Origin of the sequence: Psychrobacter sp. Choline-02u-9, from assembly GCF_002836505.1 — a bacterium.
Taxonomy (GTDB): Bacteria; Pseudomonadota; Gammaproteobacteria; order Pseudomonadales; family Moraxellaceae; genus Psychrobacter.
Map to the genome: position 1 here is coordinate 40,153 of NZ_PJBF01000052.1, position 24,454 is coordinate 64,606.

Here is a 24,454-nt window from a genome sequence, read left to right on the forward strand (position 1 = left end):
GCTCATAGCTATTTACTTGTAGTTTCTGATAACAATAATTTTTATAAAAGGATGCCTGTATGACTGATAACAACAGCCATGACACGTTAACTCAGCGTATTTTAGTCGTCGATGACGATGCTCGTCTGCGCTCTTTGTTGCAACGCTTCCTAGAAGACGACGGTTTTGTCGTTCGTACCGCTCATGATGGCAGTCAGATGGACAAACTCATGCAACGTGAGCTTTTCTCTTTGGTCGTGCTTGATTTGATGCTACCAGGCGAAGACGGTATCAGTATCTGTAAGCGTCTGCGTGAAGACAATGCAGATATTCCTATCATTATGCTGACTGCCAAAGGTGGCGATGCTGACCGTATCGCAGGTCTAGAAGCGGGTGCAGATGATTATCTGCCTAAGCCTTTTAACCCAAAAGAGCTATTGGCGCGTATCAAAGCGGTGTTGCGTCGTCAAAACCGTGAGCTTCCAGGGGCACCAAGTCACCAATTAGAAGTGGTTGAATTTGGTCCATGGACACTAGATCTATCGACTCGCACGCTCAAACGCGACGGTAACGTAGTCACTTTGACAACAGGTGAGTTTTCAGTCCTAAAAGCGCTCGTACAGCATCCACGTGAGCCATTGACCCGCGATAAATTGATGAACCTTGCCCGTGGTCGTGAATGGGGTGCGATGGAGCGTTCTATCGACGTCCAAGTATCACGTCTGCGTCGCCTAATTGAAGACAACCCTTCACAAGCGCGTTATATCCAAACTGTTTGGGGCGTTGGTTATGTGTTTGTTCCTGATGAAGCTGAGGTAGAAACCATCAAGAGTGAATAACTTTTGACTGATCTAATTCCTTTTAATATAGGCCGTGTTTGTTTACTCACAAACACGTGCCAATATGATGAGCCTATTTGTGAAAAACCCAATTATTTTTCAAAACATACCCTGCACGTTAGTGACAGGGTTTTTAGGTGCGGGCAAAACCACCGTAATCAATCAGTTACTGGCCTCGAAACCGAATGACGAGCGCTGGGCTCTCTTAATCAATGAATTTGGCCGTATCGGTATTGATGGCGCACTCCTAGCAAGCTCCCAAGATAACGATCTTGAGCAAAAGAATATCGCCATTCGTGAAGTCAGTGGTGGCTGTATTTGCTGCACCAGCCAGCTGCCCTTACAGATTGCAATCAGTCGTCTGCTCAGTGAGCATCATCCACAGCGATTATTAATCGAGCCCACAGGATTGGCACATCCACGTGAGCTGATACTACAACTCAGTGAGCCGCATTGGCAAACTGCCCTAAAAATGAATGCTGTGATAACCGTGTTAAGTGGCGAGCAGTGGCAACAGATTAAGTATCGTGATCATGATGGTTTTCAAGCGCATGTCCGTGATGCCGATGTACTGATAATCAATCGTTATGTCCAATTAGATACTATCGAAAAACAAGCCTTGGTAGAATGGATAACCAAGCTAAATTCGCAAGTAAAAATCATTTGGGCAGCATCAGGACTAACAGCATCTGAGACAACAGCTTCATCAGATAGTCTTGTAACAGATGCATATTCGTCTACGTTAAACGACCAACTGAATCAGCCTAGCTCTATCATTTCGAATCAACGAAAAGTCACTATCTCTAATCCTAAAAAATCGATGATTGGTTTACAGTCTCCAGCCAATTCTTTAGCAACTGTACCATCATCGAGTTCATCTACCGATGAGACTAAAGCTCAGGCTAGTGCTGATAGTGGTCTGCCCTATCGCTACCATGAAGAGCAGCAAGACTTTCAATTGGCAGGATGGCGACTACCTACACACTACATACTAAACGCTGACGATTTACAGAATTGGTTGTTAGCATTGCCAAACTGGCAACGTATCAAAGGCGTGGTACATACTTCTGATGGCTGGATGCAGATCAATTTTAACCCTGGTAGTCTAACTACCAGAACCATCGACCCACAGACTAATAGTCGATTGGAAATTATTTTGCAATTAGACAATACTGTCGATACAAATGCTGTCGACAAAGCTACAGAAAAATTAGAAACTGAGAATGGTGCCAAAGCATCATCGGCCTTGATAGATTGGGAAGAGTGCGATCGCGAACTGATGGCGCTGGTCATATAGTAACAGACAAAAAAAGGGCAGACATTGCTATTCTATCTAGCAATGTCCGCCCTTTTTTTTCAACGCAACTAGGGCGTGTCCTCATTTTAAAAATGGTGATAAAAATGAGATAAATCGCAGTCAAACAAGGAAAATAGCGCAGATAATATCGAGATATTAGTCAGCTATTTGACGACGTTTGGCAAGATTTAGCCATTTTTAACCCATTTAGATGACTATCGATTGAATTGAGGACACGCCCTAACTATTTTTTAACGCAATTGACTGTCTTTACTACCACGACGATTAAACAGCTCAGCCGCTTTTGCTTCTTGTTCAAGCTCCGTCTGACAGCTAACACAGTGCTGAATACCGGGCACCGCTAGTCGCCTTGCCTCTGGAATAGGCTTACCACATTCGTCACACAGCTCAGCACTTACACCTGTCGGTAACGAACGTCGCGCTCGCTCTAATGCATCATTTACAGTTGCATCCATTTGTTCGTGCTCAGCACCATCTCTTGACCAGCCACCTGCCATAATCTTATCCTATTTTTTATTCATTATAATCAGACAATACAAATATCTTTAATAACAAATAGATGGGGCTAGCTATGATTAATTGCAACCTGCGATAGTGTATAAAATCATCCATAAAGAGCGACGTAATTATTTTGACTCACCTGAAAACTTTGCTACTAATCTTTAGGTTGTAGCTCAATGACTTGGCCGCGTACGCCAATACTTTCGTCACTCATCAGACAGACATAGCCTGCCATGATATCTTCAGGTGTTTTTAAGCTCATCGGGTTTTCACCCGGATACGCATGCGCACGCATATTGGTACGAGTACCACCTGGATTAATGCAGTTAAAACGTAAATTGGTAGTGTTCTGCGTCTCTTGAGTAAAGATATCACTCATACCTTCTACTGCTTGTTTTGAGAGTGCATAAGCCCCCCAAAATGCGCGAGGATGTGTACCTACAGTGCTAGAGGTAAAGACAACAGAGCCATGATCAGCATCTTTTAATAGCGGCAATAACGCTTGAGTCAGCATAAAAGTCGCTGTGAAATTGACTTTCATCACTTGGGCGAAAGTATCGACGTCATACATTTCAAGCGGCGTTAATTGTCCTAATATACCAGCATTATGCAAGATACCATCTAACTGGCCGACTTCTTTATTAATTAGCCCTTCGAGCTGCTGCATTTCGGCATAAGTCGCCCCTTCTAAGTTCATCGGCAACATAGCAGGCTGCTTACCACCAAGACTCTCAATCTCATCGTAGACGTACTCAAGCTTGCTACTAGTGCGGCCTAACAATAAGACAGTGGCGCCATAACGAGCATATGTCAATGCAGCAACACGGCCAATACCATCCCCTGCTCCAGTCACCAAAATAGTCTTACCATCTAGGCAATTACTGGACGGTACAAAGCTACGAATATCATCATGAGTCAAAGGCTGAATAGAACTTTGAACCGTTTTTTTATTGTCTTGTGGATCGACTGATTGATTATTATTGTCACTCATGGCATTGCTCACTACTTATCATTAAATCGTTGAGAATATGTGCTTATGGTTGTAAATCTGGTGATATACAGCAGTCTATAAATACTCAAACTTACCAGACGATAGCAGTAATTTATTTAACTGCTCAGGCGTGTCAGTAATATAGTCGGCGCCCCATTTTTTCAAAGACTTTTGATCTTCAGGTGGAATATATCCATAAGCGGCCAAAATCGTTGGCATGCCAGCAGCGTTGCCAGCTTCGATATCGCGTATATGGTCACCAACATAGAGCACGCAGCCTGCCGCGCCTCGAGGGATACCCAGTTTTTCTAGCGCCATATACATTGGCTCTGGATCTGGTTTGGTACGTGATACATCATCTGGACAGACCAAAACTGCACAGCGTTGATCCAGTTGCATCTCATTTAATAGCTTTTCGGCTAAATAACGTGGCTTGTTGGTAACGATACCCCAAGGCACACCTTTTGCTTCAAGCTCAGTCAGCACCGCTTCAAGCGCCTGAAACACGCAGCTATCGACACAGATATCTGCTTCATAATCATCTAAGAACTGCTGACGAAACTCAAGTAATGCTTCTTCGCTGACTTCGAGTTGATCATTGTGTCTTAGCATCAATTGCACCATAGCTGAGGCGCCCGCAGAGACTTGCTCTCGGATTTCCGCTTCAGGCGGTGCCTGCCAATCATTTTCGAGACTCATTTTACCAATGATACGAACAAAATCAGCAGCAGTATCGATTAATGTCCCATCAAGGTCAAATAAAACAGCTTTTACAAATTGGGTCATAGTGAATGCTCTTGAAATTGATGACGTATTTAGTGAAAGTATGGCAAATAAATGGACGTTTGCAGCATTAAACCAGTGGCTTTTGTACGGCTATCATATAATTAACATCGACGTTTTGGGCAAGCCAGTAGCGTTTGGTCAGCGGATTATAATGCAAACCGATAATATCCTGACGAACAAATCCAGTATTAAGTGCCATTTTATCTAATTCTGCTGGCCTAATAAATTTGGCATAGTCATGGGTACCGCGATCAAGCAATCGCAGCACATACTCTGCACCAACGATGGCAAACAGATAAGACTTAGGATTGCGATTAATCGTTGATAACACACAGACGCCGCCAGGAGCCAGTAACTCATAACAAGCCTGCACAATCGAGCTAGGATCTGGCACGTGCTCTAGCATCTCCATACAAGTCACCACATCAAACTGACCAGCATGTGTTTTTGCCAACTCTTCAACGGGTATATGTTGATAACGAAGCGTATTCTCTAACTGGCTTTGCTCTGCATGTAACGCAGCAGCTTTTAAGTTCTCTGTACCTAAATCAATCCCTGTCACATCAGCACCGCGGCGAGCCATAGATTCTGACAATATTCCGCCGCCGCACCCTACATCGAGTACTTTTTTGCCAGAAAGTCCTTGCTCAGCGATTTTATTAGCAGCGTTTTGATAGCCACGTTTGACGTTTTCTTCTATCCAGTTTAGACGTAATGGATTGATCTCGTGTAGCGTTGCAAACGCCCCTGTGTTACTCCACCATTCACTCGCCAAGTTATTAAATTTTTCGACTTCGCTAGGATCCACGTTGATGGTGTTAGACTCTGTATTATTGAAAGCGCTATTATTATTTTGATCACTCGAAGTTGATGAAGAGTTTAAAGCTGAGCTCATGGTATATTCCTTGATTGTAACTATCGTTATTATCGTTTACAGTGCACGATTATGTGCTTAATATTAGCATGAGAGTAGCAGTTTTGTCGTAAGCACATCGTCACCGATTGTGAATAGGCTTAAACTTTACCCTGTTTTTTGGGCAGTATCTTGATATAGAAAAAATACGTATCCTTGTGACAATATCGCATCCTGATATTTTTAAATCTCTTAAATCCCATATGGAAATAAAGCAAACGTTTAAGAAACAGTAGGTTCAGAAAGTAACAAGCAATATACCTTAAATAATAGCTAACAGCTTTACAACTATCAGTTAAGAATGCGATTCACAAGTACATACATTTTACGTTATCATAGTCGATACTTTGCTATTGTTCGATTATACTCGACACTGTCTGGTTTAGACGCTTTAAAATCTATATATTCTAAAGTGTCACATGTTTAACAACCATATAGACACCAACCTCTTAACCCATTCTAAGTCTCCACACCTCAAGGATAAAGTATGAAACGTGTCATCACACTGACTGGTCTAGCCATGGCCATTGGACTTGCCTCTATGGGCGCACAAGCTGCAGACTATGTCGCTGGAAAAGATTACCGTGTGCTAGACAACCCAGAGAAAATCAGCGGTGATGCTATCATTGTTCGTGAGTTCTTTTGGTATGGTTGCCCACATTGTAATGCGCTTAACCCGCACATGGAAAAATGGGCAAAAACCAAAGACAAAGATGTTGCATTCTTTAAGACACCAGCGGCACTTAACCCTGTTTGGGAAGCCAATGCACGCGGTTTTTATGCGGCTCAGCTTTTAGGCTTTGAAAGCAAAACTCATGACGCATTATTTGACGCTATCCATAAAGATGGCAAAAAACTGTTTGATCAAGCGTCACTAAGCAAATGGTATGCATCAAAAGGCGTTGATGAAAAGAAATTCAACAGCCTATATAACTCATTTGCCGTTGGTACAAAAATCGGTCGCTCTCAAGAAGGCGCCAAGCGTTATCAAATTACGGGTGTTCCATCTGTCGTGGTACAAGGCAAATATGTGGTAACTGGTGAAAACGCTAAAGTCGCTAAAGTTGTTGACTATTTAGTTGACAAAACTCGCGCTGAAAAGAAATAATTCAAGCCATAAGTACTTGAATAACTCACATGACGTACAGCATATCTGTATGTCGTGCATAAAAAAGCCAATCATAAACTGATTGGCTTTTTTGCATCTTAACCTTCTAGCTATACGTCTTTTAATTACTCATTTTTTAACTACTAATCTTTCAACTAATAAAATTCTAATTAATAGATTTCTAGCTTGGTTATAGATGCTATTTCTTCAGCTGCGATAAAATAGCCACTTCACGTATATAACTTGCCAAATCTGCTTTAGATTCTGCTAGCAACTCATCATCTTGCATGTGTTTGGCATACTCTATCCACAATAGTAACTGATACATACTATGGTGCTCAGAAGCTTTATATTGCTTCACAAACTGCTTGAGCGTACCTTCATCATTGATATTCAGACGCTCGTACCAGCTCTCTATTTTTGAGACTTGCTCTTTAGGAAAAAAGGCATCAAATAGTGCCTTTATCAGCTCATGACGATTTTCTTCAATCATCAGCTTGCCAACACGTTTGGTCTGACGATTACGAGCATTGGCGCTGGTAATATCAGCCAATGCCATTAGCTCTGCCATAAAATAATCACTGGCAGGTAAGGCTTTTAGCTGTTTTTTCGATAAGCTAGCAAGCGGTATAGATAATTGCTGCAAGCGCTCATGGGCTTTTTTGAGTTCTGTGCGCGAAACGCGCATGTCCTGTTCTTTCCAGTCGATCATAAAAGCTTTCCAAAATAATAATTAATAAATTAAATAGTGTCTGATATCACTACCAACGACTTTTTTCGCGGTGTTTTGCCAATACCTTCACGCCTTTGGGCATAGCATCAGCAAGGCGGCGTTGTAGATGATCAGTGATAAAAACAGAGCGATGTTTGCCGCCCGTACAGCCTATGGCAACCGTGACCGTATGACGATTATTGTGCAAAAACTCTGGTAGCCAACGGGTCAAAAACTTATCAATATCACCCATCATTTCTGCTACTTCTGGATAATCTAAGAAGAATGCGCCTACCTCAGTATCCAGACCTGTCGAGTCACGTAACTCAGGGTTCCAATGTGGATTAGGTAGAATTCTAACGTCGAATACAAAGTCAGCATCAATGGGGCCACCGTATTTAAAACCAAAAGACAGTAGATTGATGACAATCTGGTTGTCCATGCCTATGTGTTCACGCAAGCTATCTTTTAACTGATGAATATTTAGGCTACTGGTATCAATCCTAATATCAGCATGACTAGCAATTGGCTCTAACAGCTCAACTTCTTTTTTGATAGCAGCAGGTAAATTGAAAGTAACATGCTTAGCATTATCACTATCAATATCTTGTGACATTAGCGGATGTACGCGTCGCGTCGCATTGAAACGAGCTATCAGCGTACTCTCTTGTGCAGTCACATATAAAATCTGTACCGCATGAGACCCATAAGTTTCCTTGAGAGAAGCATATGTCACTGCAAAGTTAGATAAATCCGCACGTGGCGTTCGAATATCGACACCCAGCGCAATACGATGAATACCGCTTTCATTGACCAGTTTATGAGCAGCATTAGGTAACAAAGACAGCGGTAGGTTATCAATAGAGTAATAGCCTAGATCTTCTAAGATATTCAACACTGAGGTCTTACCAGATCCTGAACGCCCTGAGACCACCAATATACTGAGCTTATTCGTAGACCTCTGATCCGCTATCGTTGCTGCCGCATTACTATTTTGATCCTGACTTACACCCATGATCTACTCATCCAAGTCTATTGTATCTAGTCTACTGCTATGTCATAAAAGCCTAACTTACCACTACCAACTGATTGTCTAACAAGCGCGCTTTTCCTAGCCATGCTGCGACTAAAATAACGACATTTTTGTTTTCTATATTAAAGGTTGTAGAGTCACTTACGACAGAACCTAACTCCTCAGTCTTTATTTCCAGATAATCAATAATAAAACCTGCGTCACTAATACGTGTCCGCGTCTCTACTAATAGCTTATCAAATGCTTGCTGACTAAGAGCCGTACTTTTCAAACGCTTCGCTAATTCTTGCAATGCTTGATGTAATACAGGGGCAGCTTGACGCTCATCTGCACTTAAGTATTGATTGCGCGATGATAGCGCTAAGCCATCATCAGCACGAACAATAGGTGCGCCAATGATATTAATAGGATAACTCAAGTCACGTACCAACTGTTTAATGATAGCAAGCTGCTGATAGTCTTTTTGTCCAAATACTGCCACATCTGGTTGCACAATGTTGAACAGTTTAGACACCACAATACCAACACCATCAAAGTGTCCGGGACGTGATTGACCACATAACTGATTGGCAATAGCACCAGCCAACACAGCAGTAGGTGGTGGTAATACTGGATACATTGCATCAATGCTAGGTGCAAACACGTAATCTGCATCAACTGTCGCAAGCTTAGCCACATCTGCATCTAGCGTACGCGGATAACTGTCAAAATCTTCCCCAACGCCAAACTGAGTAGGGTTAACGAAGATACTGACCACCACTACATCTGCATACTGTTTGGCAATCTTTACCAGCTCAAGATGACCGTCATGCAGATTACCCATCGTTGGTACTAACGCAATGCGCTGCTGACGGCCTTGTTTGTCACTTTGCTGACCACGATAAGGCTGAAGCGCTTCACGTAGTGACGAGATATCATGATAAATAATTAGAGACATGATTACTTTTCTTCTATTCAAACGTTCTGTTGTTCAATAGCTTCAAAATCAGCTAAATTGGTGCTGCTCAGTCGGGAAGCTACCTTCGCGTACTGACTGCTGATAGAGCCCAAAAGCACCTTCGATACTGTGTGCACTATTGCGCTCATCTGTTAAAAAGTCATGGATAAAACGTGGCACTCGGCCATGCGCCATACCTAGCATGTCATGCATAACCAATACCTGACCATCAGTATCGGCTCCAGCACCAATACCAATAACTGGCACGGCTACAGCTTCAGTAACGGCTTTTGCAAGCGCAGCTGGAACACATTCTAACACTAGCAGTGCAGCGCCAGCTTCAACGACTGCCTTAGCATCGGCAAGCAGTTTATCAGCTGCTTCATCGCCGCGACCTTGAATTTTATAACCACCAAACACGTTCACAGACTGCGGGGTCAAACCAAGATGTACACAAGTTGGTGTGCCTGCTTGCGCCAAGGTCGTTACCAATTCACACAGCTCACTACCGCCTTCGATTTTTATCACATGCGCCCCTGCTTGCATTAGCGTGCGGCTATTAGCAACGGCTTCCGGCAATGTCACATAACTCATAAACGGCAGATCAGCCAATATCAACGCGTGCTTGTTACTACGGGCAATATTGGCAGTGTGATAAGCCATATCATTGACTGTCACAGGTAATGTTGAGTCATGGCCTTGTACAACCATGCCCAAGCTATCGCCAATTAAAATTGTATCAATCTCGGCTTTTTCCATCATTCGTGCAAACATCGAGTCATAACAGGTCAAGCACGTGAACTTGGTGCCGTCTTTTTTAAACTTATTTAGAGTAGATAATGTCGTCATATGACCCTCAATTAATCTGCAATGCCTTTGATTATCAATATTGCTACTATTCTAGCTGTGATCGAGAGGTCTTAGACCAATCTCCCATCACTTAGCATCAGTTACTTATAATCAATCGCTTGATAGTAATGTTAAACCTGTCCAATCACGGCTTTGTGAATAGTCACTTATCGACTTACCTGCGATGGTTAAATTTGGTGCCAACTCTCGCAGTGGTATTAAGACAAAATTGCGCTCACTTAAGCCAGCATGCGGTATTGTCAGTGTTGGATCAGTAATCTGTATCTCACCGTATAGCAAAATATCAACATCCAGACTACGTTCACCCCAACGGCGCAAACGTGCCCGCTTGGCCATACTCTCTAACTGCTGACAAAAAGCAAGCAGTTCATAAGGGGGAAACGTTGTCTCAAAACCAGCTACTGCATTAACAAAATCCGGCTGATCTTGCGGACCCATCGGTGCTGAAGCGTAAAAAGAAGAGACACTTACCTCACGTACCTGCTCATGTGATTGCATCATTGCAAGCGCCTGCTGCAAGTGATCGGTAGGTGAACCTAGCTCATTAGCGAGGTTGCTACCCAAGCCCACATAACAGGTAACCCAGTTACTATTATCTGTACTATTATCCATATTATGCGCTTTCGGTACTAGGCTGACGGCGGCGGCGCTTCGATGGTACAGGGCCTTTGTTATCAGTTACTTTCACAGCAGGCATCTGATCATTCGTATCTTGCTTCGCTTTAGCAGCCTTTGCAGTAGTTGCTTTCACCGATTTCTTGGCTCTTGCAGGTGCAGCGGTTTTTGCCGCGTTTTTGCTATCTACTGCCTTGCTAGCTGCTACCTTTACACTTTTAGTATCGCTTTTATCAGTCGATTCAACGGCAGGTTTAGGCGTTTTTTTTGCATACTTCGCTGCTGGCTGTGCTTTGCTATTACTACCCTTCGCATCGCTATTGCCTTGTACTTCGATATTGCTCGCACTATCTACAGTAGGTTGACGACGGCGACGCTTATGCGGGATCGGCTCGTTATTCATACTGACTAGCGCAGGTGATCTTGCGATCGAGCGAGCTGGTCTAGCTGACGCTTGAACTTCTGGCTGGCTAGTATTAGACGGCTGAGTGCTACTATCTACGCGGTCAGCTTTAACCGCTTGCTTTGCTGCATTTTGATTGGTTGATGATGGCTTTCGCACAGGTGCTTTACTACGTTTCGACGTATCATTAGCTGACAGTTGCTTCTGCAATGGCGGTACAACGTTCTCGTGCTCTATAACAAATAACGGCTTAGGCTTTGCCTGTTGACCTGCCGATTGCTTGTTACTAGCAAGAGACAACTGCTGTAGCTGAGCAAGCTCATTATTGTCTTGCTCTACTTGCTGCACGTTGTGTCTGCTACTTTCGTTGCGGCCAGCTTTAGACTGGCTGGCAGCGCGGCGGCGACGGGCTGGAATATTTGACGAATCATTTACCATTGTTTGATCATTTCTACCTTTTTCAGCACGGTCATCGGCTTTGTTTTGCTTTGTACTGTTCTGATTAGGTGCTGCATTATCAGTAGTCTGTGTTTTTGATTCTTGACGATTACGTCCGCGACCACGTTGCCCTTTTTTATAAGCACCTCGGCGAATATTTTCGTCAAACTCATCAATCGCCTGCTGTTGCTCTTGTTCAGACAAGGTTTGATACGTCTGCCACCAGTCACCCATATCGTTGGTTGACTCTGATAGCGGATGCTCTGCATCGCCGCACTGCTCACGTAATAATAAAAAGTCAAAGCCAGCACGGAAACGTGGATGCTCAGATAGCTGAACGATTTGCTTGCTACGCGGGGCTGCAAGTTTCGGCTGCAATATCCAGATATCACGGATAAATTGCTCAGCAAATTTCGGAATAGCGGTTTTGATACGCTGACGGTCAATGACTTTACCAGCAGCATGCATTTGCGCTTCGGCAAACGGCATATTACGCTTCTTGGCTTTTGCTAATTGATGCAGATAGTTTTCCCACAGTAAAGCAGCATAGAAGAACGCAGGGTTGATACTCTTGCCCGCTGCAATACGCTTATCGGTATTGATAGCTACCTGATTGACTAAAGCACTTGGCTCAGACGGTGGATAGATAATGAGACTATCAATCGCACCTGACTCAAACAATAATGGCAATAGGGGTACTAGATAGCCACCGGTAAACATCTTTTGCGTTTCATCATAGAGACGATGCGGTGATATTTGCTCAAGCAGCGCCCAGTTTCCGTCATTGAATTGCGCAGACAACGCTTCATCAAACTCAAAACCTAACTTGGCTTTGAAACGTAAGGCACGTAACAAGCGCACAGGATCTTCTTCGATACGTACTGGCGCATTGCCCAATAGACGAATGATTCTGTTATCAATATCATCAAGCGCGCCGCAGAAATCATGGACGATGCCTTTGAGCGGTTGATAATAAAGCGCATTAATAGAGAAATCGCGACGGGAGAAATCTTGTTGAATATCGCCCCAAACATTGTCGCGCAGAATCATACCGTCTTGATTGGTATTAGCATCACTGGTTGGTGGTCCACGGAAAGTAGCAACTTCAATCAACTCGCGACCTGAATACACATGTGCCAACTGGAAGCGGCGACCGATAATGCGGCAGCGCTTACCAAAGACATCTTTAATCTCATGTGGCTTGGCATCAGTAACAGCATCAAAGTCTTTCGGGCGCAGACCTAATAAAGTATCGCGCACACCACCACCGACGATATAGGCATCAAACCCAGCACGGGTCAATGTGGCAATCACTTCAGTAATGGAATTGGGTAATTCAGATTTGTTCAGTTCTAACTGCTTGGCGGCACGCTCGGCCATGCATCTACTCCTCGCCGGTATTCTTTAACTACCCCTGAATAACACAGCGTTTATCAGGCGGATGTACCTGCTAGTTTAACAAATTTTGTGCGTGGTGGGTGTGTTATGACATTTACTTACATGCTATTTTGTCAATATTGGGGTTGATTCATCCAAAATACCGTCATTAATCTTGCACACTCAACCGTCTTCGATTTTTCTCAACCGTTTTTTCACCGATACCTTTAACTTTTGATAACTCATCAACCGTGGTAAAACCACCAAACATCTCACGATATAGGATAATTGCCTGCGCTTTGCTGCTACCGATACCATCTAACGAAACCAGCTCGCCTTCGTTTGCTCGATTGATATTCACAATATATTGCTCACGTGCTTGAGTTTTGGCATTTTCTAGTGACAACAGGTACTCATAAGCGCTTTGAGGATTATCAAAACAGGGCGCAGCATTAGTATTATCAAGCATCAGAATAGCCAAAACACAACCTAAAATAGCAGTTTTGGCTAGGCTAGCAAACGAGTCTTTAGGATGAGCGTTCATGTTGTTTCGCCGCTTCCCATAATGCATCCATCTCTGTTATATCGCTGTCTTCTAACTGCTTGCTAGCGAGCTCCAGCTGCTCCTCAATATAACCAAAACGTGACTTAAACTTATGGACACAGGTTAAGGTTGCTGTCTCTGCATCCAAATTTAATTTGCGGGCGACATTGACCAGCGCAAACATACAATCACCCAGTTCCTTTTCAATATCAATAATATTGGCTTTGCTTATGTCATATCCAACAGCAGTTGTAGAACTATCTGTCAGCTCATGCTTTAGCTCAGCAATCTCTTCATCCAGTTTATCAAAAGCACCGCTAACACCTTCCCAATCAAAACCCAGTTTAGACGCTTGCTTTTGTACGTCTTGCGCTTGCATCAATGCACTACCCGCTTTGGTATTATCCAAACGGCGCTTTGGTTTACCACGTGCCTCGCGTGATTGCTGCTCCTCCGCTTTAATCTCATCCCAGCGTACTTTTACCGCTGCATCGTCTGTTAGAGTTTCGGCTTCAAACACATGAGGATGACGACGAATCAGCTTCTCTTGTAGAGTAGTAATGACGTCACTCATATCAAAGCGCCCTTGCTCAGCATACATCTGACAATGAAACACAACTTGCAGTAGCACATCGCCTAGCTCGCCTTTGATATCTTCATCATCATCGGTTTGTACCGCTTCGCCTAGCTCATAAGCTTCTTCGATGGCATAAGGAATCAGGCTATGATTGCTTTGCTTTTTATCCCATGGACAATCAACTCGCAGCCGTGCCATCAATGCTAAAAGATCATCAAGCTGGCCTGTGGCTTCTGGTGTTCCTTGTACTGGTACAGGCACTGTGATTTTATTGTCGAGAGTATTCATAAGGGAGGCTCTTATTTTTGCTTAATGTAATAATTGTGATTGATTCAATATACAAAGGGGATAAAGCTATCAAGTGCATCTGTATACATGCCATTTCACGCAAGGTTAACGTTTTCACTCTTTTGTAATAAGTTGAAGATAGTGTAGCATTGGACACTTATTAGCTTATAATTGTGCCATCTACTCTATTATTTTACCATTGCTCACGCGCAAGGAATTTTTACCATTATGTCTACTTCTGCGACCATTAGCTATCAGCCAAAAACTGAATTCAATCCTATTACGATCAGCTCATTCAAAGCTTACGATATACGCGGTGAGCTTGGCGTTAATCTGGATGAAGAAATTGCTTACCGTATTGGACGGGCTTTTGCGCAGATTTTATATCAGCGCAATAGTACAGTAAGTGAGACTCATGACAATGATATGACAAATCTAAAACCTGCCATTGTCATCGGCAGCGACATTCGTCATTCTAGTGAACAGCTTAAACAAGCCACCATAGCAGGTATTATTGATGCTGGTATTGATGTGATTGATTTAGGTATGACTGGTACTGAGGAAGTATATTTTGCCACCAGTCATTATCAAGCATTGGGCGGTATCGAAGTCACTGCCAGTCACAACCCTATTAATTATAATGGCTTGAAACTGGTCAAAGAACACTCAAAGCCAATCAGTGCCGATGACGGTCTTGCAGAGATTCAGGCGTTAGCAGAATCCGGGCAATTTACGACTGACATCCAATCAGGAAAATTGCAATTATTGACTGATAAAAGTGCTTATATCGACCATGTCATGACCTTCATCGATACTGATAAGTTAAAGCCGCTCAAGCTGGTCATTAATTCAGGCAATGGTAGTGCTGGGCCAGCGGTGGACTTATTGATTGAGAAGTTAGCACAAGCTAATGCGCCTGTTGAAGTGACTAAATTGCATCATGCCCCTGATGGCAGCTTCCCTAATGGCATTCCCAATCCTATGATTGAAGCCAATAGAGTGGCTACCCAGAAAGCCGTTTTGGAAAACAATGCTGACCTTGGCATTGCCTTTGATGGTGACTTTGATCGCTGCTTCCTATTCGATGAACGTGGCGAATTTATCGATGGTAGCTATATCGTCGGCATGCTCGCTCAAGCTTTTTTAAATAAATACCCGAGTGAATCAATCGTCTATGATCCACGAGTGATTTATAACACCGAAGCAGTGATAGAGGAACATAACGGCAAGGCGGTCATTAGTAAATCTGGACACTCATTTATCAAGCAAGTCATGCGTGACTCAGGTGCTGTCTATGGCGGTGAAATGTCTGCGCATCATTATTTTCGCGACTTCTTCTATTGCGATAGTGGCATGATTCCATGGTTATTGACCATTGAGCTGTTGTCTATCACTGGTAAAACCTTATCAGAATTGGTCACAGGCTATATTGCCGCCTATCCTAGCTCAGGCGAATTAAACTTTCGTCTCACAACCTATGACGCACCGACAATTATTAGCGCTATTGAAGCCAAATTCAGCAACGAGCAACCAGTTAAATCAACACTTGATGGTTTAAGTCTTAACTTTGGAGAGTGGCGCTTTAATTTGCGAGCATCGAATACCGAACCGCTTATCAGATTGAATATCGAAAGTCGCGGTGAGCAACCGTTACTGGCTGCTAAAACTCAAGAGATTCAGCAATGGCTAGCAACACAAGGTGCCGTACCAGCATAAAGTCATTAACCCAGTAGAAACAGTTCTGACTGTCAGTCGAAAAAGGCTCGCTAGTGAGTATTAGCGAGCCTTTTTTCTATACACAAAAAACCTTAAATCAAACTATTTAGTTCGACCAATACCCATATAGTCACCTACTAAGCTATTAATTTGTGAGCGTGTCAGGACATTTTGCGCATCAAATACTGGCATGGCTTGTTGATTGATTTTGCCAATATCCAATTGATCTCGTGGTGACCAACTAACAATAAAAATAGCATGGGTATCGCAAAGCTGTTGATAAGGACTAGTAATAAGCTCAAGCAATGGCTGTTGCTGATAAAGCTCGGCAAGCTCGTGCTGTGCCTTATCACTATAAACTAGTGTGCGAATATTATAAGACCACAGTAATGCTAACAATGGATGGATAGCTGAACCAGCGGTACGTCCTGAACCTGATTTATAACTACCGCCCCAAATCATCACAGTTTTATTATCAATGAACCCATCAAAATACTGCCAAAATTTACGGAATATCAGCTCTTTTTGATCTTCATTGATATGCACGATAGATTGTAATAAAGGCATATCCAAACTGTGTGTACGGCTTGATTGTTGCAATTTAGCCAGCTCGGTAGGCAAAGTATTACCACCAAAGCCCCACCCTGCTTTTAAATAACTGCTGCCTACCCGCTCATCCAATCCCATAATGCGACTGACTTGACTGATATCAACATTTTGACTATCAGCCAAACGTGACATCTCATTCATAAAGCTCACTCTAGTCGCTAGCATCGCCATGATACTACTGCGAGCAAACTCTATCGTTGCGATATCAGCATGATGAGTAGCGCGTGCGTGCTGCATCAAAGGCTTCAATACATTCAAGTGCTGGCTGCTACTTGCTGTCTTTTCACCCAGTAGCCATAACGAAGGATTCAACATCGAGCTATACGCATCGCCGTCTTGTAAGAATACAAATGGCACATAATAGACCCAAGCACGTTGCAAACGTTGAGCCAGTTCTGCTACATAACCTAATTGCTCAATGCCGCTCATAATCACAGGTAGCGCCTGCTGATGGCTTTTATTAAACGCGGTAATCCAACTGTCTTCTGTCCACGACGGCTTAATACTATCTAAAAACAACCAATAAAGCGTCACCGTAATTTGAACATCAGTTTCGTTATGACTAGCTGCTTCATAGCCTTTTATTAGCATATCGGCACTAGCTGGCAATTCCTTACTGATAATGACCTGCTGCTGCTCATACATTTGCCATAGGGCTTGCAGATGATGCTCAAAACCATACTGTTGTATCTGCTGCGTCAGTAGCGCCTTATCTGCATAAAGATGCACACATTGACCAAGACTTGCTAGCACCACTGCACTGGTAATTGCCTCTATGCTGTGACCAATAAGCACACAAACTGTGGAATCATTTAACTGGTTTGGTTCAGATTCATTATTGTATTTATTCATATGGCTACCATCTAAAGCCGTCTCCATGAGCGTGCTTTCCTATATTATTGACACACCACTATCGCTAGGACAGCTGTTTGATACGCTGTAGTAATTGGTCAGTAGATGTATCGAATAGACCTTGAGAGTCTTTCTGGATATGCTGCATAGCATGGTGTACGGAGTCTGCCATTTGCTTGCCCATCTCGACGCCCCATTGATCAAACGGATTGATATCCCAAATGCTAGCCATGACATAGACCTTATGCTCGTAAAGCGCTATCAATGCGCCTAAGCTATGCGGCGTCAGCTCATCAATCAGTAATGTGGTTGACGGTTGATTCCCACGGTAGTACTTATATTTGTCTGCTTCGGAAACTGTCTGTGGATTGACCAGATCTGTTACAGCAGCATTGCCAAATGCCAATACTCGACTTTGCGCCAAACAATTTGCTAAAGACAACTCGTGCTGTTGTTGCAATGAGAAGTTTTGTGCCTCATCACCGTAGCGACGTACACAAGCGATAAAGTCACAGGAAACCTGCTGCGTACCTTGGTGTAGCAGCTGATAGAATGCATGTTGTGCATTTGAGCCGATTTCACCCCATAGAATTGGGCAAGTATCATAATCAATATGATCTCCGTTCCGAGTAACGGACTTACCATTACTCTCCATCTCTAGCTGGGTTAAATAGCTGGGTAAATATCCCAATCGACCGTCATAAGGCAATACGGTATGCGCATTTACTTGTAAAAAAGTACTGTTCCAAACAGCTAGCAAACCTAACAGTACGGGTAAATTGTCGGCAAAGTCAGCTTGTGCAAAATGCTCATCCATACTATGAGCACCACTTAATAATGCCTTAAAGCCCCTCATACCAATACGAATAGCAATGGCAAGGCCTATCGCCGACCATAAAGAAAAGCGACCGCCGACCCATTCCCAAAGCTGCAACTGATGCTCAGGATGAATTCCCCAAGCACTCATTTTTTCACTATTGGCTGAGATGCCGATAAAGTGTCGACGTAATACACTATCTTCTGTACCTGCACGGAGCTTTGCCGTCGCAAATAGCCAAGATAATGCTGTCTTGGCATTTGATAAAGTGTCAACCGTACCAAAGGATTTGGAAGAGATAATAAATAGTGTGGTCTCAGGATTTAAATGCTTGAGTAGATTATCAAGCTGCGTACCGTCCATATTGGAGACAAAATGCACTTCAATACTGGTATCTGCCCATTCATCAAGCGCTGTAGTTGCCATCAGCGGTCCTAAATCAGAGCCGCCAACCCCAATATTGACAACATCTGTAATTGCCTTGCCAGAAAACCCGCGCCACGTGCCATTGCGCACGCGCTCTGATAAGCGTGCCACTTGTGACAAACTATGATGTACATCAGTGACGATATTTTGTCCATCGACTTGTAATGTCGCTGTCTCTGGCAATCGTAATGCTGTGTGCAATGCAGCACGCTGCTCGCTGGTATTTACCATCGCCCCTTGTAGTAACGAATCAATACGAGCATCTAGCTCACAACTATCAGCCAAACTCAGTAAGTTAGATAATACTGCCTGATCGATACGCTGCTTACTAAAATCCATATACAGCGCACCAGCCTGCACGCTAAAATGCTTAGCGCGATAATCATCTTGCGAGAATAGCTGTGCAAGCGACCATGGGTGCTTTGCAAGCGTCTGTAGTTGCTGCCAGTATTTAGAATGTCGAGCACTGCTATATGTCTTGTCGCCCTTTATCTCATTCATCAGCTACTCATCATCTGCTAATTGCTGCTCGGCAAAGTAGATGAATGCCTGCATATACGAGCGCATACTGCCTGCATCGTAGCTATCACCACGCATGGTCGTGACATGGACACCATATTCACTAATGAGCGCGTCAATCGCATCTGTCAGCTGAATCTCACCACCGACAGATGCTTTCGTATTGGCTAAGTAATCAAAGATATGGTTACTAAATACATAGCGCCCTACCACAGCCAGATTTGAAGGAGCATCATCTAGATTGGGCTTTTCTACAAAACCAGCCACTTTAAAGCTGACATTAGTATTTACTTCTTCATCAATCTCATTAGTGTCACTTAGCTTTTCATCTAGTTGAGCAATACCGTATTTATGTACGTCTTCATCCGCTACTTGATCGACCAATATCTGTGAGTGACCATCTGTAGCAAAGGCATCTAGCATAAAGGCCAAATTATCAGCAGACATATCAGTGGTAAATGGATCAAGTACGACATCAGGCAATAATACGGCAAAGTCATGCTCACCAATGATTGGTCGCGCTGCCAGTACTGCATGTCCCAAACCTAACGCCTTACCTTGACGTATCATCGACACCGTCACATCTTCTGGCAACCAATTTAAGCTATCAGCCAATTCATCTTTGCCTTTATGACGCAATTGGTTATCCAATTCCGCATTGATATCAAAGTAGTTTTCAATCGCGCTCTTTTGCGCATGACCGACCAAGACAATATGCTTAATACCTGCTGCAATCGCCTCTTCAACCACGTAATGGATCGCAGGGCGATTGCCAAGCGGTAACAACTCTTTTGGCACAGATTTCGACAATGGCAGCATACGTGTACCAAAGCCTGCGACAGGAATAACGGCGTGAGTAATGTTATTAGGTCCAATCATATAAATAAAGCACCTTGTTAAGAAAAGTTTTATCTTTCAAAAGAATATCATTATTTTAAAAATAACAATAACTACAATAAGCCATAACTAAAATAAGCCATAACTAAAATATCGTTTGAACTTCCTACTTCTTAGCCTTCAAGATCAGAACAAGCCGCTTTCTCAGCCAATAACTTTTTAATAACGTCTTCTACTTCAACTGTTTCATTTTTATCAAAATCAAAATATTTAGGGTACAGGATATAGGCAGCAGCAAGAATCTCTTCCACTGTTCGCTTTACTTTGCGCCGCAAGTTTGGCTGACGATCATCGGTGACACCCCAACCAGAATAAAAAGGACAACCGAAAGTTGTAACTGATATGTTCCTTAGTAGCGCCTCAAACCCTGCTTGAGAGGTTATCGTATACACATGATCAATTGTTTCTAATGACTGTGCAAGTGGAATATCATCTACTAATACCTCACAAATATCGGCGACCTCCTTTGGGTCTGAAAGCATTTTACGCTTTTGAAGCAAAACATCTGGATGAGGTTTGTAGATAACTTGAGAAGAAGGATTTTCACTTACTGCTAAACGTACTAAGTCATTGTTTGTAATCGGGCTTGCGCAACCATATTTTATAGATGCGTCATCCTCAACTTGTCCAAGAACTAAAACCCGTTTTTTAGTTTTTTCTCCATAGATACTATTTATGTCAACATCAGAACTATGGTTGTACTTGCTTATGCCAGTATTCAATAGTGTGCTTTTTAGTCGTCTAGCACGGGCTAATAACTCTAAATCTGAAGCAAAGTCATAACTATTGAGGATATCTTCTAACTCTGATACTTGTTGTGCATTAAAATAGATTGTTTTGGAATCAAAATTTAATGACATAGGTGGAGTATGCTCAGAACCCAAACCTATTGAACGTATAAAACCATCTTCGACATATGTAATTTTTGCACTACTGTCTTTAATGATTTCAGGTAAAGTCATACCCCAAACCAAAACCTCAATATTATTATCGATAATATGAGGCAGATACTTTCTTTTGAGTAAAGACTCATTCAAGTTTATAGGAATATATACAATTGTTTTATTTGGATAAAGCTTCTCTAAGTAAGGTCGTTTCCACTCTTTAATATTAAAAGCAAATACAGTTTTTTTTGGATCTACTTTAAGGTGTTTACGATTATTGATAAAGTCAATAAAGAACTGCTTGGGGTTTAATACTAACTTTCGGGTTAGCCGATACAAGACCATTAAATATACCTATTAAATAACTTATATATAGATTTTTCCTATCTCTAAAACAATGTTATTAACTGATTTTATTCAGACATTAAATTATAAATAGCTATAGACAATAAATAGCTATGGACAATATTCTCTAAAATATTTATCTTATATAAGAACTCACATACAGATACTAATTCTTGATATATTTGGAATATATTCTATAAACATTTGCTATAAACTTAAGTTGCCTTTCTCTATCTTCTTTATGCAGAGGTAACATAGATATAAAGAGCAGACAAGTAATAGCATAGTTTTCCTTAGAATCAACTTCATAACCAAGAAAACTTCTGTTAACAAAGCTATCAACAATACTTCCATGTAATACACTATCACTGAACGTAAGTATAAAATCGTAATTGTCATTACTGATAAAGTTACCTCTACCAGAAATAATCTCATCATATCTACCTATAACTGAATGTGTTAATTTAGCAACTTCATAACGAATATCTCCATATACAGTTTTTTGTTCACTATTTATCATACCGCGAGGATCTATTAACTTTATTCGTTTAGCCGTATTATCAAAAAGGATATTGCCAAAAAAGAAATCACCATGAATGAAACTCATGTCTGAATCATTACTCTTTCTTATCAAACTCAATAAATCGTATGTCAAATTCTGTAAGCTAGGAAAAAGCTCTCCATTAACTCTAACTTCTTTACTTATATCAAATTGAGACTCTGTCGAAAATTTTATCAATCTTTGTTTTGTTTTCTCAAAAATTACTTGGTTATACCATTCATCAGGTAGTATTTGTTTTGTTGATAACGATTCATTATAACTGTACTTGGCCAACTGTAAAAATGTTGAGCAACTTTCAAACACCTGCTCCCAAAAGAAAGAAGGTAACTCAGCGAATAAATATAATTCAGCTAGATTAGATAAATAAAGGTATTCCACAGAATAGCTATAACCATCTAAACTCTCCTGTTCAGTTACTAACTGTGGACAAAAACACTTGAGAATAGTCGGTAAATTTGAATACCAGTTAGCCTCTGCTTTCAGTTTGTTGGTATCGTTGCTGCTTTTCGTCAATACATAGCCGTCACATTCAATATTATTAAAAGATCTTGTGACTAATAAATCTTTTTTAGATTTATAATATGTATTAAGATGCCCAAAGTCTAACCAACTTGTAGGTTTAAACAGACTCATTTGATGAAAAGTTGAATACCTTTCTATCAGTTCATCAAAGGTATTTACAGATGGTATAATTTTTCTCAATAAACCAATATCTTTAATAGCATACAAACCACATACTACATTTTTAGAGGTGTTAGATCCTCCAAGTTGGCGCTTCAACTTGAGTGATTTATCTTCCTCAACAAAAACTTCTGACCAGTTATAATATTCATAACTTTCGTCATATGCGATGCTATCAAAGTCAATATTTTTTTCATACTCTATATAAGTATCACCAAACAATATATAGGTAGAAAGCTCATTATTTAGCAGTTCAAATGCAAAATATACTGCTTGCAAAAGAGTTAAGCTGTCAGGAACAAAGACAACACGAATCTTATTTTTTTCTAATATTTCTAAATCGTAATTATTGATACTATATGAGCTAGGGACAGTAAGTACGATATTTGATGAATACTTTTTTGCAAACTGCATTTGCATCTCAAATAACCTTCCATTTGAGATGGGCAGAAAAGATGGTGGAATCTTACCAAATTCCGCACACATTTCAGAGGTACAGTATGCCCCTGAAAAAATAATGAACTGACTATCGGTCATTTATAACCTCTAAAATCTCTTGGTATGTCTTTTCTACAAATTCCTTAGGTCTGATAGATTTATCATCAACATAGAATCCCTCCTCACCACACCACGGCTTACCTATCCAAATTTCATCAAAGGGAACGCTATGCTTTTCTAACCATTTGGTAATGATAGGTACTGTCTGAGCTGTAATCTTTCCCACACTACTTTGATGAGTCTTCATATTTCTTGAAGAATGTATCGCAATTTCAAAGCCAAGAGCTTTATACTCTCTGATTTTAACTATGACATCATTTCTTGGTTCAACTTCGGAATAGTGCTTTGAACTATCGGCTACAGTAATCGTATCATCTAAGTCTATAATTATTCTTTTCATTATTTAACAGTCCTTAATTTGAAAATAACACTATCAATAAAGTTTATATTTAATTTATCTTTATTTAATGACTTAAGATAAGTGATATATTCAGAAGCAGAAATTGTACTTATGTCGTTATATGTCCAATTCTCAATACCTTTTATAAACTTGACATTCATCCCATCTAAGAACAACTGATATGCTAGAGAAGAATGTGGGCGGATATCTTCTTTAAAAGGATCTAATGGCAGTTTATCTCCGCCATGTAGACTAAAGTCATATAAAGCTGCATAAGACTCCATCGCTTTTGGTGAGGCTATTGCGAAATTATCATCTAGAAATGGCATATACATATCTGTTAAAGGAGCATCCCTTACAAAAATAAGATTTTCATTAGTCACACACTTTCTAATACAATTCACTAGAGTTGAAGTATCTAATGAAAAATTAAGGTCAGGTCTAACTCTAATATAAGCATCATAATCTATCTTCGAAGCTTCTTTATAAGCTTGGCTTATTTTGAAATAGAGCCGCTCTTGATTACTATTAAATTCACGAGTTGTACTGCCTTCAATATCAATTTTCATCCATTTCAGTCTTTGAAAACTACTTCTAACTATATCCTTGTCTACTAAGTCATCTTTTCTCAAATGATAATGATCAACAAATTCATTATTTGATACCATAAACTTACTAGCTCTGTTTCTAATAGCAGTTCTTATTTTAGAATCATATCCTCGTAAACTACCTAGGTGACAAGGAGGTTGCCCCGACTTCTCCCAAGTTGATAGAAATATATCGTAACTTATACCTTGTGTTTTAAGACTATTAAAATAATCAGCAACTGTAGAATAGTCTCTCATCTGTCCAGATATAAGTATAGCAACTCTAATATCATCTCTAGTAGACTGATTAAATAATGGTTCTGACATACCTAATAATAGATTCTTTATTAATAATTTACGCTCACTATCACCTTTACGTAATATAAGAGAGTTATCTATATTATTTCTGATAAATTCAAGATATTTTTCGTT

The 24,454-nt window shown here is 41.3% G+C and carries 23 protein-coding genes; 4 read left to right on the forward strand and 19 right to left on the reverse strand.

Going from position 1 to position 24,454, the window contains the following annotated elements:
• Positions 1-59: 59 nt before the first annotated feature.
• Together ompR and CXF69_RS07920 are read left to right on the forward strand one after the other, a co-directional pair.
• Positions 60-818 (forward strand): osmolarity response regulator transcription factor OmpR, encoded by a 759-nt coding sequence (ompR, locus tag CXF69_RS07915; protein WP_102078650.1) that lies wholly within the window; start codon positions 60-62, stop codon positions 816-818.
• A 67-nt stretch (positions 819-885) separates the two neighbouring features.
• Positions 886-2,115: a CobW family GTP-binding protein gene (locus CXF69_RS07920; protein WP_102078651.1), complete on the forward strand. Its 1,230-nt coding sequence runs from the start codon at positions 886-888 to the stop codon at positions 2,113-2,115.
• Positions 2,116-2,366: 251 nt separating this feature from the next.
• On the opposite strand, the gene CXF69_RS07925 is transcribed toward CXF69_RS07920, so the two are convergent.
• The 4 genes from CXF69_RS07925 to ubiG all read right to left on the reverse strand — a co-directional run bounded on the left by CXF69_RS07925 (position 2,367) and on the right by ubiG (position 5,309).
• Positions 2,367-2,633, reverse strand: a complete 267-nt coding sequence (locus CXF69_RS07925; protein ID WP_101204603.1) for a DksA/TraR family C4-type zinc finger protein — start codon at positions 2,631-2,633, stop codon at positions 2,367-2,369.
• Between the two features lie 158 nt (positions 2,634-2,791).
• Positions 2,792-3,628, reverse strand: coding sequence for a YciK family oxidoreductase (locus CXF69_RS07930; protein WP_228706757.1), 837 nt, complete (start codon positions 3,626-3,628; stop codon positions 2,792-2,794).
• 75 nt (positions 3,629-3,703) lie between these two features.
• The gene (locus CXF69_RS07935) at positions 3,704-4,414 is read right to left on the reverse strand and encodes an HAD family hydrolase (protein WP_102078652.1); all 711 of its coding nucleotides are present in this window, start codon (positions 4,412-4,414) and stop codon (positions 3,704-3,706) included.
• A gap of 67 nt (positions 4,415-4,481) precedes the next feature.
• The gene (ubiG, locus tag CXF69_RS07940; RefSeq protein WP_102078653.1) at positions 4,482-5,309 is read right to left on the reverse strand and encodes a bifunctional 2-polyprenyl-6-hydroxyphenol methylase/3-demethylubiquinol 3-O-methyltransferase UbiG; all 828 of its coding nucleotides are present in this window, start codon (positions 5,307-5,309) and stop codon (positions 4,482-4,484) included.
• Positions 5,310-5,814: 505 nt separating this feature from the next.
• On the opposite strand from ubiG, the gene CXF69_RS07945 reads away from it, so the two are divergent.
• On the forward strand, positions 5,815-6,435 hold the full coding sequence (locus CXF69_RS07945) for a thiol:disulfide interchange protein DsbA/DsbL (RefSeq protein WP_057757933.1): 621 nt from the start codon (positions 5,815-5,817) through the stop codon (positions 6,433-6,435).
• Between the two features lie 199 nt (positions 6,436-6,634).
• Here CXF69_RS07945 and yjgA read toward each other — a convergent pair whose 3' ends face one another.
• From yjgA to mazG, 8 genes are all read right to left on the reverse strand, one after another.
• Positions 6,635-7,147, reverse strand: coding sequence for a ribosome biogenesis factor YjgA (gene yjgA, locus CXF69_RS07950; RefSeq protein WP_057757930.1), 513 nt, complete (start codon positions 7,145-7,147; stop codon positions 6,635-6,637).
• 49 nt (positions 7,148-7,196) lie between these two features.
• On the reverse strand, positions 7,197-8,162 hold the full coding sequence (gene rapZ / locus CXF69_RS07955) for an RNase adapter RapZ (protein WP_102078654.1): 966 nt from the start codon (positions 8,160-8,162) through the stop codon (positions 7,197-7,199).
• A 52-nt stretch (positions 8,163-8,214) separates the two neighbouring features.
• Positions 8,215-9,117 carry a pantoate--beta-alanine ligase gene (gene panC / locus CXF69_RS07960; protein WP_102078655.1) on the reverse strand — a complete coding sequence of 301 codons (903 nt, stop codon included), beginning with the start codon at positions 9,115-9,117 and terminating at the stop codon, positions 8,215-8,217.
• Positions 9,118-9,165: 48 nt separating this feature from the next.
• The gene (gene panB / locus CXF69_RS07965; RefSeq protein ID WP_102078656.1) at positions 9,166-9,966 is read right to left on the reverse strand and encodes a 3-methyl-2-oxobutanoate hydroxymethyltransferase; all 801 of its coding nucleotides are present in this window, start codon (positions 9,964-9,966) and stop codon (positions 9,166-9,168) included.
• A gap of 111 nt (positions 9,967-10,077) precedes the next feature.
• Positions 10,078-10,599 (reverse strand): 2-amino-4-hydroxy-6-hydroxymethyldihydropteridine diphosphokinase, encoded by a 522-nt coding sequence (folK, locus tag CXF69_RS07970; RefSeq protein ID WP_102078657.1) that lies wholly within the window; start codon positions 10,597-10,599, stop codon positions 10,078-10,080.
• Between the two features lies 1 nt (position 10,600).
• Complete coding sequence (gene pcnB / locus CXF69_RS07975; protein WP_101204611.1) at positions 10,601-12,823, reverse strand: polynucleotide adenylyltransferase PcnB; 2,223 nt, start codon at positions 12,821-12,823, stop codon at positions 10,601-10,603.
• 166 nt (positions 12,824-12,989) lie between these two features.
• Positions 12,990-13,364, reverse strand: a complete 375-nt coding sequence (locus CXF69_RS07980) for a ComEA family DNA-binding protein (protein ID WP_102078658.1) — start codon at positions 13,362-13,364, stop codon at positions 12,990-12,992.
• Positions 13,348-14,229, reverse strand: coding sequence for a nucleoside triphosphate pyrophosphohydrolase (gene mazG / locus CXF69_RS07985; RefSeq protein WP_102078659.1), 882 nt, complete (start codon positions 14,227-14,229; stop codon positions 13,348-13,350). Before mazG ends, CXF69_RS07980 begins: the two co-directional genes overlap by 17 nt.
• A 228-nt stretch (positions 14,230-14,457) precedes the next feature.
• Here mazG and CXF69_RS07990 point away from each other — a divergent pair, with 228 nt between their 5' ends.
• Complete coding sequence (locus CXF69_RS07990) at positions 14,458-15,945, forward strand: phosphohexomutase domain-containing protein (RefSeq protein ID WP_102078660.1); 1,488 nt, start codon at positions 14,458-14,460, stop codon at positions 15,943-15,945.
• A gap of 102 nt (positions 15,946-16,047) precedes the next feature.
• On the opposite strand, the gene CXF69_RS07995 is transcribed toward CXF69_RS07990, so the two are convergent.
• The 7 genes from CXF69_RS07995 to CXF69_RS14335 form a co-directional block, all read right to left on the reverse strand.
• Positions 16,048-17,433: a UDP-glucose/GDP-mannose dehydrogenase family protein gene (locus CXF69_RS07995; RefSeq protein WP_227522886.1), complete on the reverse strand. Its 1,386-nt coding sequence runs from the start codon at positions 17,431-17,433 to the stop codon at positions 16,048-16,050.
• 37 nt (positions 17,434-17,470) lie between these two features.
• Entirely contained in the window at positions 17,471-19,150 is a 1,680-nt protein-coding gene (gene pgi / locus CXF69_RS08000; RefSeq protein ID WP_102078661.1) for a glucose-6-phosphate isomerase, read from the reverse strand.
• A 3-nt stretch (positions 19,151-19,153) separates the two neighbouring features.
• Entirely contained in the window at positions 19,154-20,047 is an 894-nt protein-coding gene (locus tag CXF69_RS08005; RefSeq protein WP_102078662.1) for a UTP--glucose-1-phosphate uridylyltransferase, read from the reverse strand.
• Between the two features lie 131 nt (positions 20,048-20,178).
• Positions 20,179-21,294 (reverse strand): capsular polysaccharide export protein, LipB/KpsS family, encoded by a 1,116-nt coding sequence (locus tag CXF69_RS08010; RefSeq protein ID WP_180952654.1) that lies wholly within the window; start codon positions 21,292-21,294, stop codon positions 20,179-20,181.
• 166 nt (positions 21,295-21,460) lie between these two features.
• On the reverse strand, positions 21,461-23,074 hold the full coding sequence (locus CXF69_RS08015) for an aminoglycoside phosphotransferase family protein (protein WP_102083173.1): 1,614 nt from the start codon (positions 23,072-23,074) through the stop codon (positions 21,461-21,463).
• Positions 23,064-23,435: an HAD family hydrolase gene (locus CXF69_RS08020; protein ID WP_102078929.1), complete on the reverse strand. Its 372-nt coding sequence runs from the start codon at positions 23,433-23,435 to the stop codon at positions 23,064-23,066. Before CXF69_RS08020 ends, CXF69_RS08015 begins: the two co-directional genes overlap by 11 nt.
• Positions 23,435-24,454: hypothetical protein (locus tag CXF69_RS14335; protein ID WP_180954802.1), on the reverse strand; the 1,020-nt coding region annotated here is incomplete at its 5' end. The genes CXF69_RS14335 and CXF69_RS08020, both read right to left, overlap by 1 nt.

Coding starts and splice junctions, on each gene's coding strand:
- folK (WP_102078657.1), bottom strand. CDS start 10,599: ATGGATAATAGTACAGATAATAGTAACTGGGTTACCTGTTATGTGGGC.
- yjgA (WP_057757930.1), bottom strand. CDS start 7,147: ATGATCGACTGGAAAGAACAGGACATGCGCGTTTCGCGCACAGAACTC.
- ubiG (WP_102078653.1), bottom strand. CDS start 5,309: ATGAGCTCAGCTTTAAACTCTTCATCAACTTCGAGTGATCAAAATAAT.
- CXF69_RS07925 (WP_101204603.1), bottom strand. CDS start 2,633: ATGGCAGGTGGCTGGTCAAGAGATGGTGCTGAGCACGAACAAATGGAT.
- CXF69_RS07930 (WP_228706757.1), bottom strand. CDS start 3,628: ATGAGTGACAATAATAATCAATCAGTCGATCCACAAGACAATAAAAAA.
- CXF69_RS07980 (WP_102078658.1), bottom strand. CDS start 13,364: ATGAACGCTCATCCTAAAGACTCGTTTGCTAGCCTAGCCAAAACTGCT.
- mazG (WP_102078659.1), bottom strand. CDS start 14,229: ATGAATACTCTCGACAATAAAATCACAGTGCCTGTACCAGTACAAGGA.
- CXF69_RS07990 (WP_102078660.1), top strand. CDS start 14,458: ATGTCTACTTCTGCGACCATTAGCTATCAGCCAAAAACTGAATTCAAT.
- CXF69_RS08015 (WP_102083173.1), bottom strand. CDS start 23,074: ATGACCGATAGTCAGTTCATTATTTTTTCAGGGGCATACTGTACCTCT.
- CXF69_RS07995 (WP_227522886.1), bottom strand. CDS start 17,433: ATGGAGACGGCTTTAGATGGTAGCCATATGAATAAATACAATAATGAA.
- CXF69_RS07920 (WP_102078651.1), top strand. CDS start 886: ATGAGCCTATTTGTGAAAAACCCAATTATTTTTCAAAACATACCCTGC.
- CXF69_RS08010 (WP_180952654.1), bottom strand. CDS start 21,294: ATGGTCTTGTATCGGCTAACCCGAAAGTTAGTATTAAACCCCAAGCAG.
- CXF69_RS08005 (WP_102078662.1), bottom strand. CDS start 20,047: ATGATTGGACCTAATAACATTACTCACGCCGTTATTCCTGTCGCAGGC.
- panB (WP_102078656.1), bottom strand. CDS start 9,966: ATGACGACATTATCTACTCTAAATAAGTTTAAAAAAGACGGCACCAAG.
- panC (WP_102078655.1), bottom strand. CDS start 9,117: ATGTCTCTAATTATTTATCATGATATCTCGTCACTACGTGAAGCGCTT.
- pcnB (WP_101204611.1), bottom strand. CDS start 12,823: ATGGCCGAGCGTGCCGCCAAGCAGTTAGAACTGAACAAATCTGAATTA.
- CXF69_RS07945 (WP_057757933.1), top strand. CDS start 5,815: ATGAAACGTGTCATCACACTGACTGGTCTAGCCATGGCCATTGGACTT.
- pgi (WP_102078661.1), bottom strand. CDS start 19,150: ATGAATGAGATAAAGGGCGACAAGACATATAGCAGTGCTCGACATTCT.
- CXF69_RS07935 (WP_102078652.1), bottom strand. CDS start 4,414: ATGACCCAATTTGTAAAAGCTGTTTTATTTGACCTTGATGGGACATTA.
- ompR (WP_102078650.1), top strand. CDS start 60: ATGACTGATAACAACAGCCATGACACGTTAACTCAGCGTATTTTAGTC.
- rapZ (WP_102078654.1), bottom strand. CDS start 8,162: ATGGGTGTAAGTCAGGATCAAAATAGTAATGCGGCAGCAACGATAGCG.
- CXF69_RS08020 (WP_102078929.1), bottom strand. CDS start 23,435: ATGAAAAGAATAATTATAGACTTAGATGATACGATTACTGTAGCCGAT.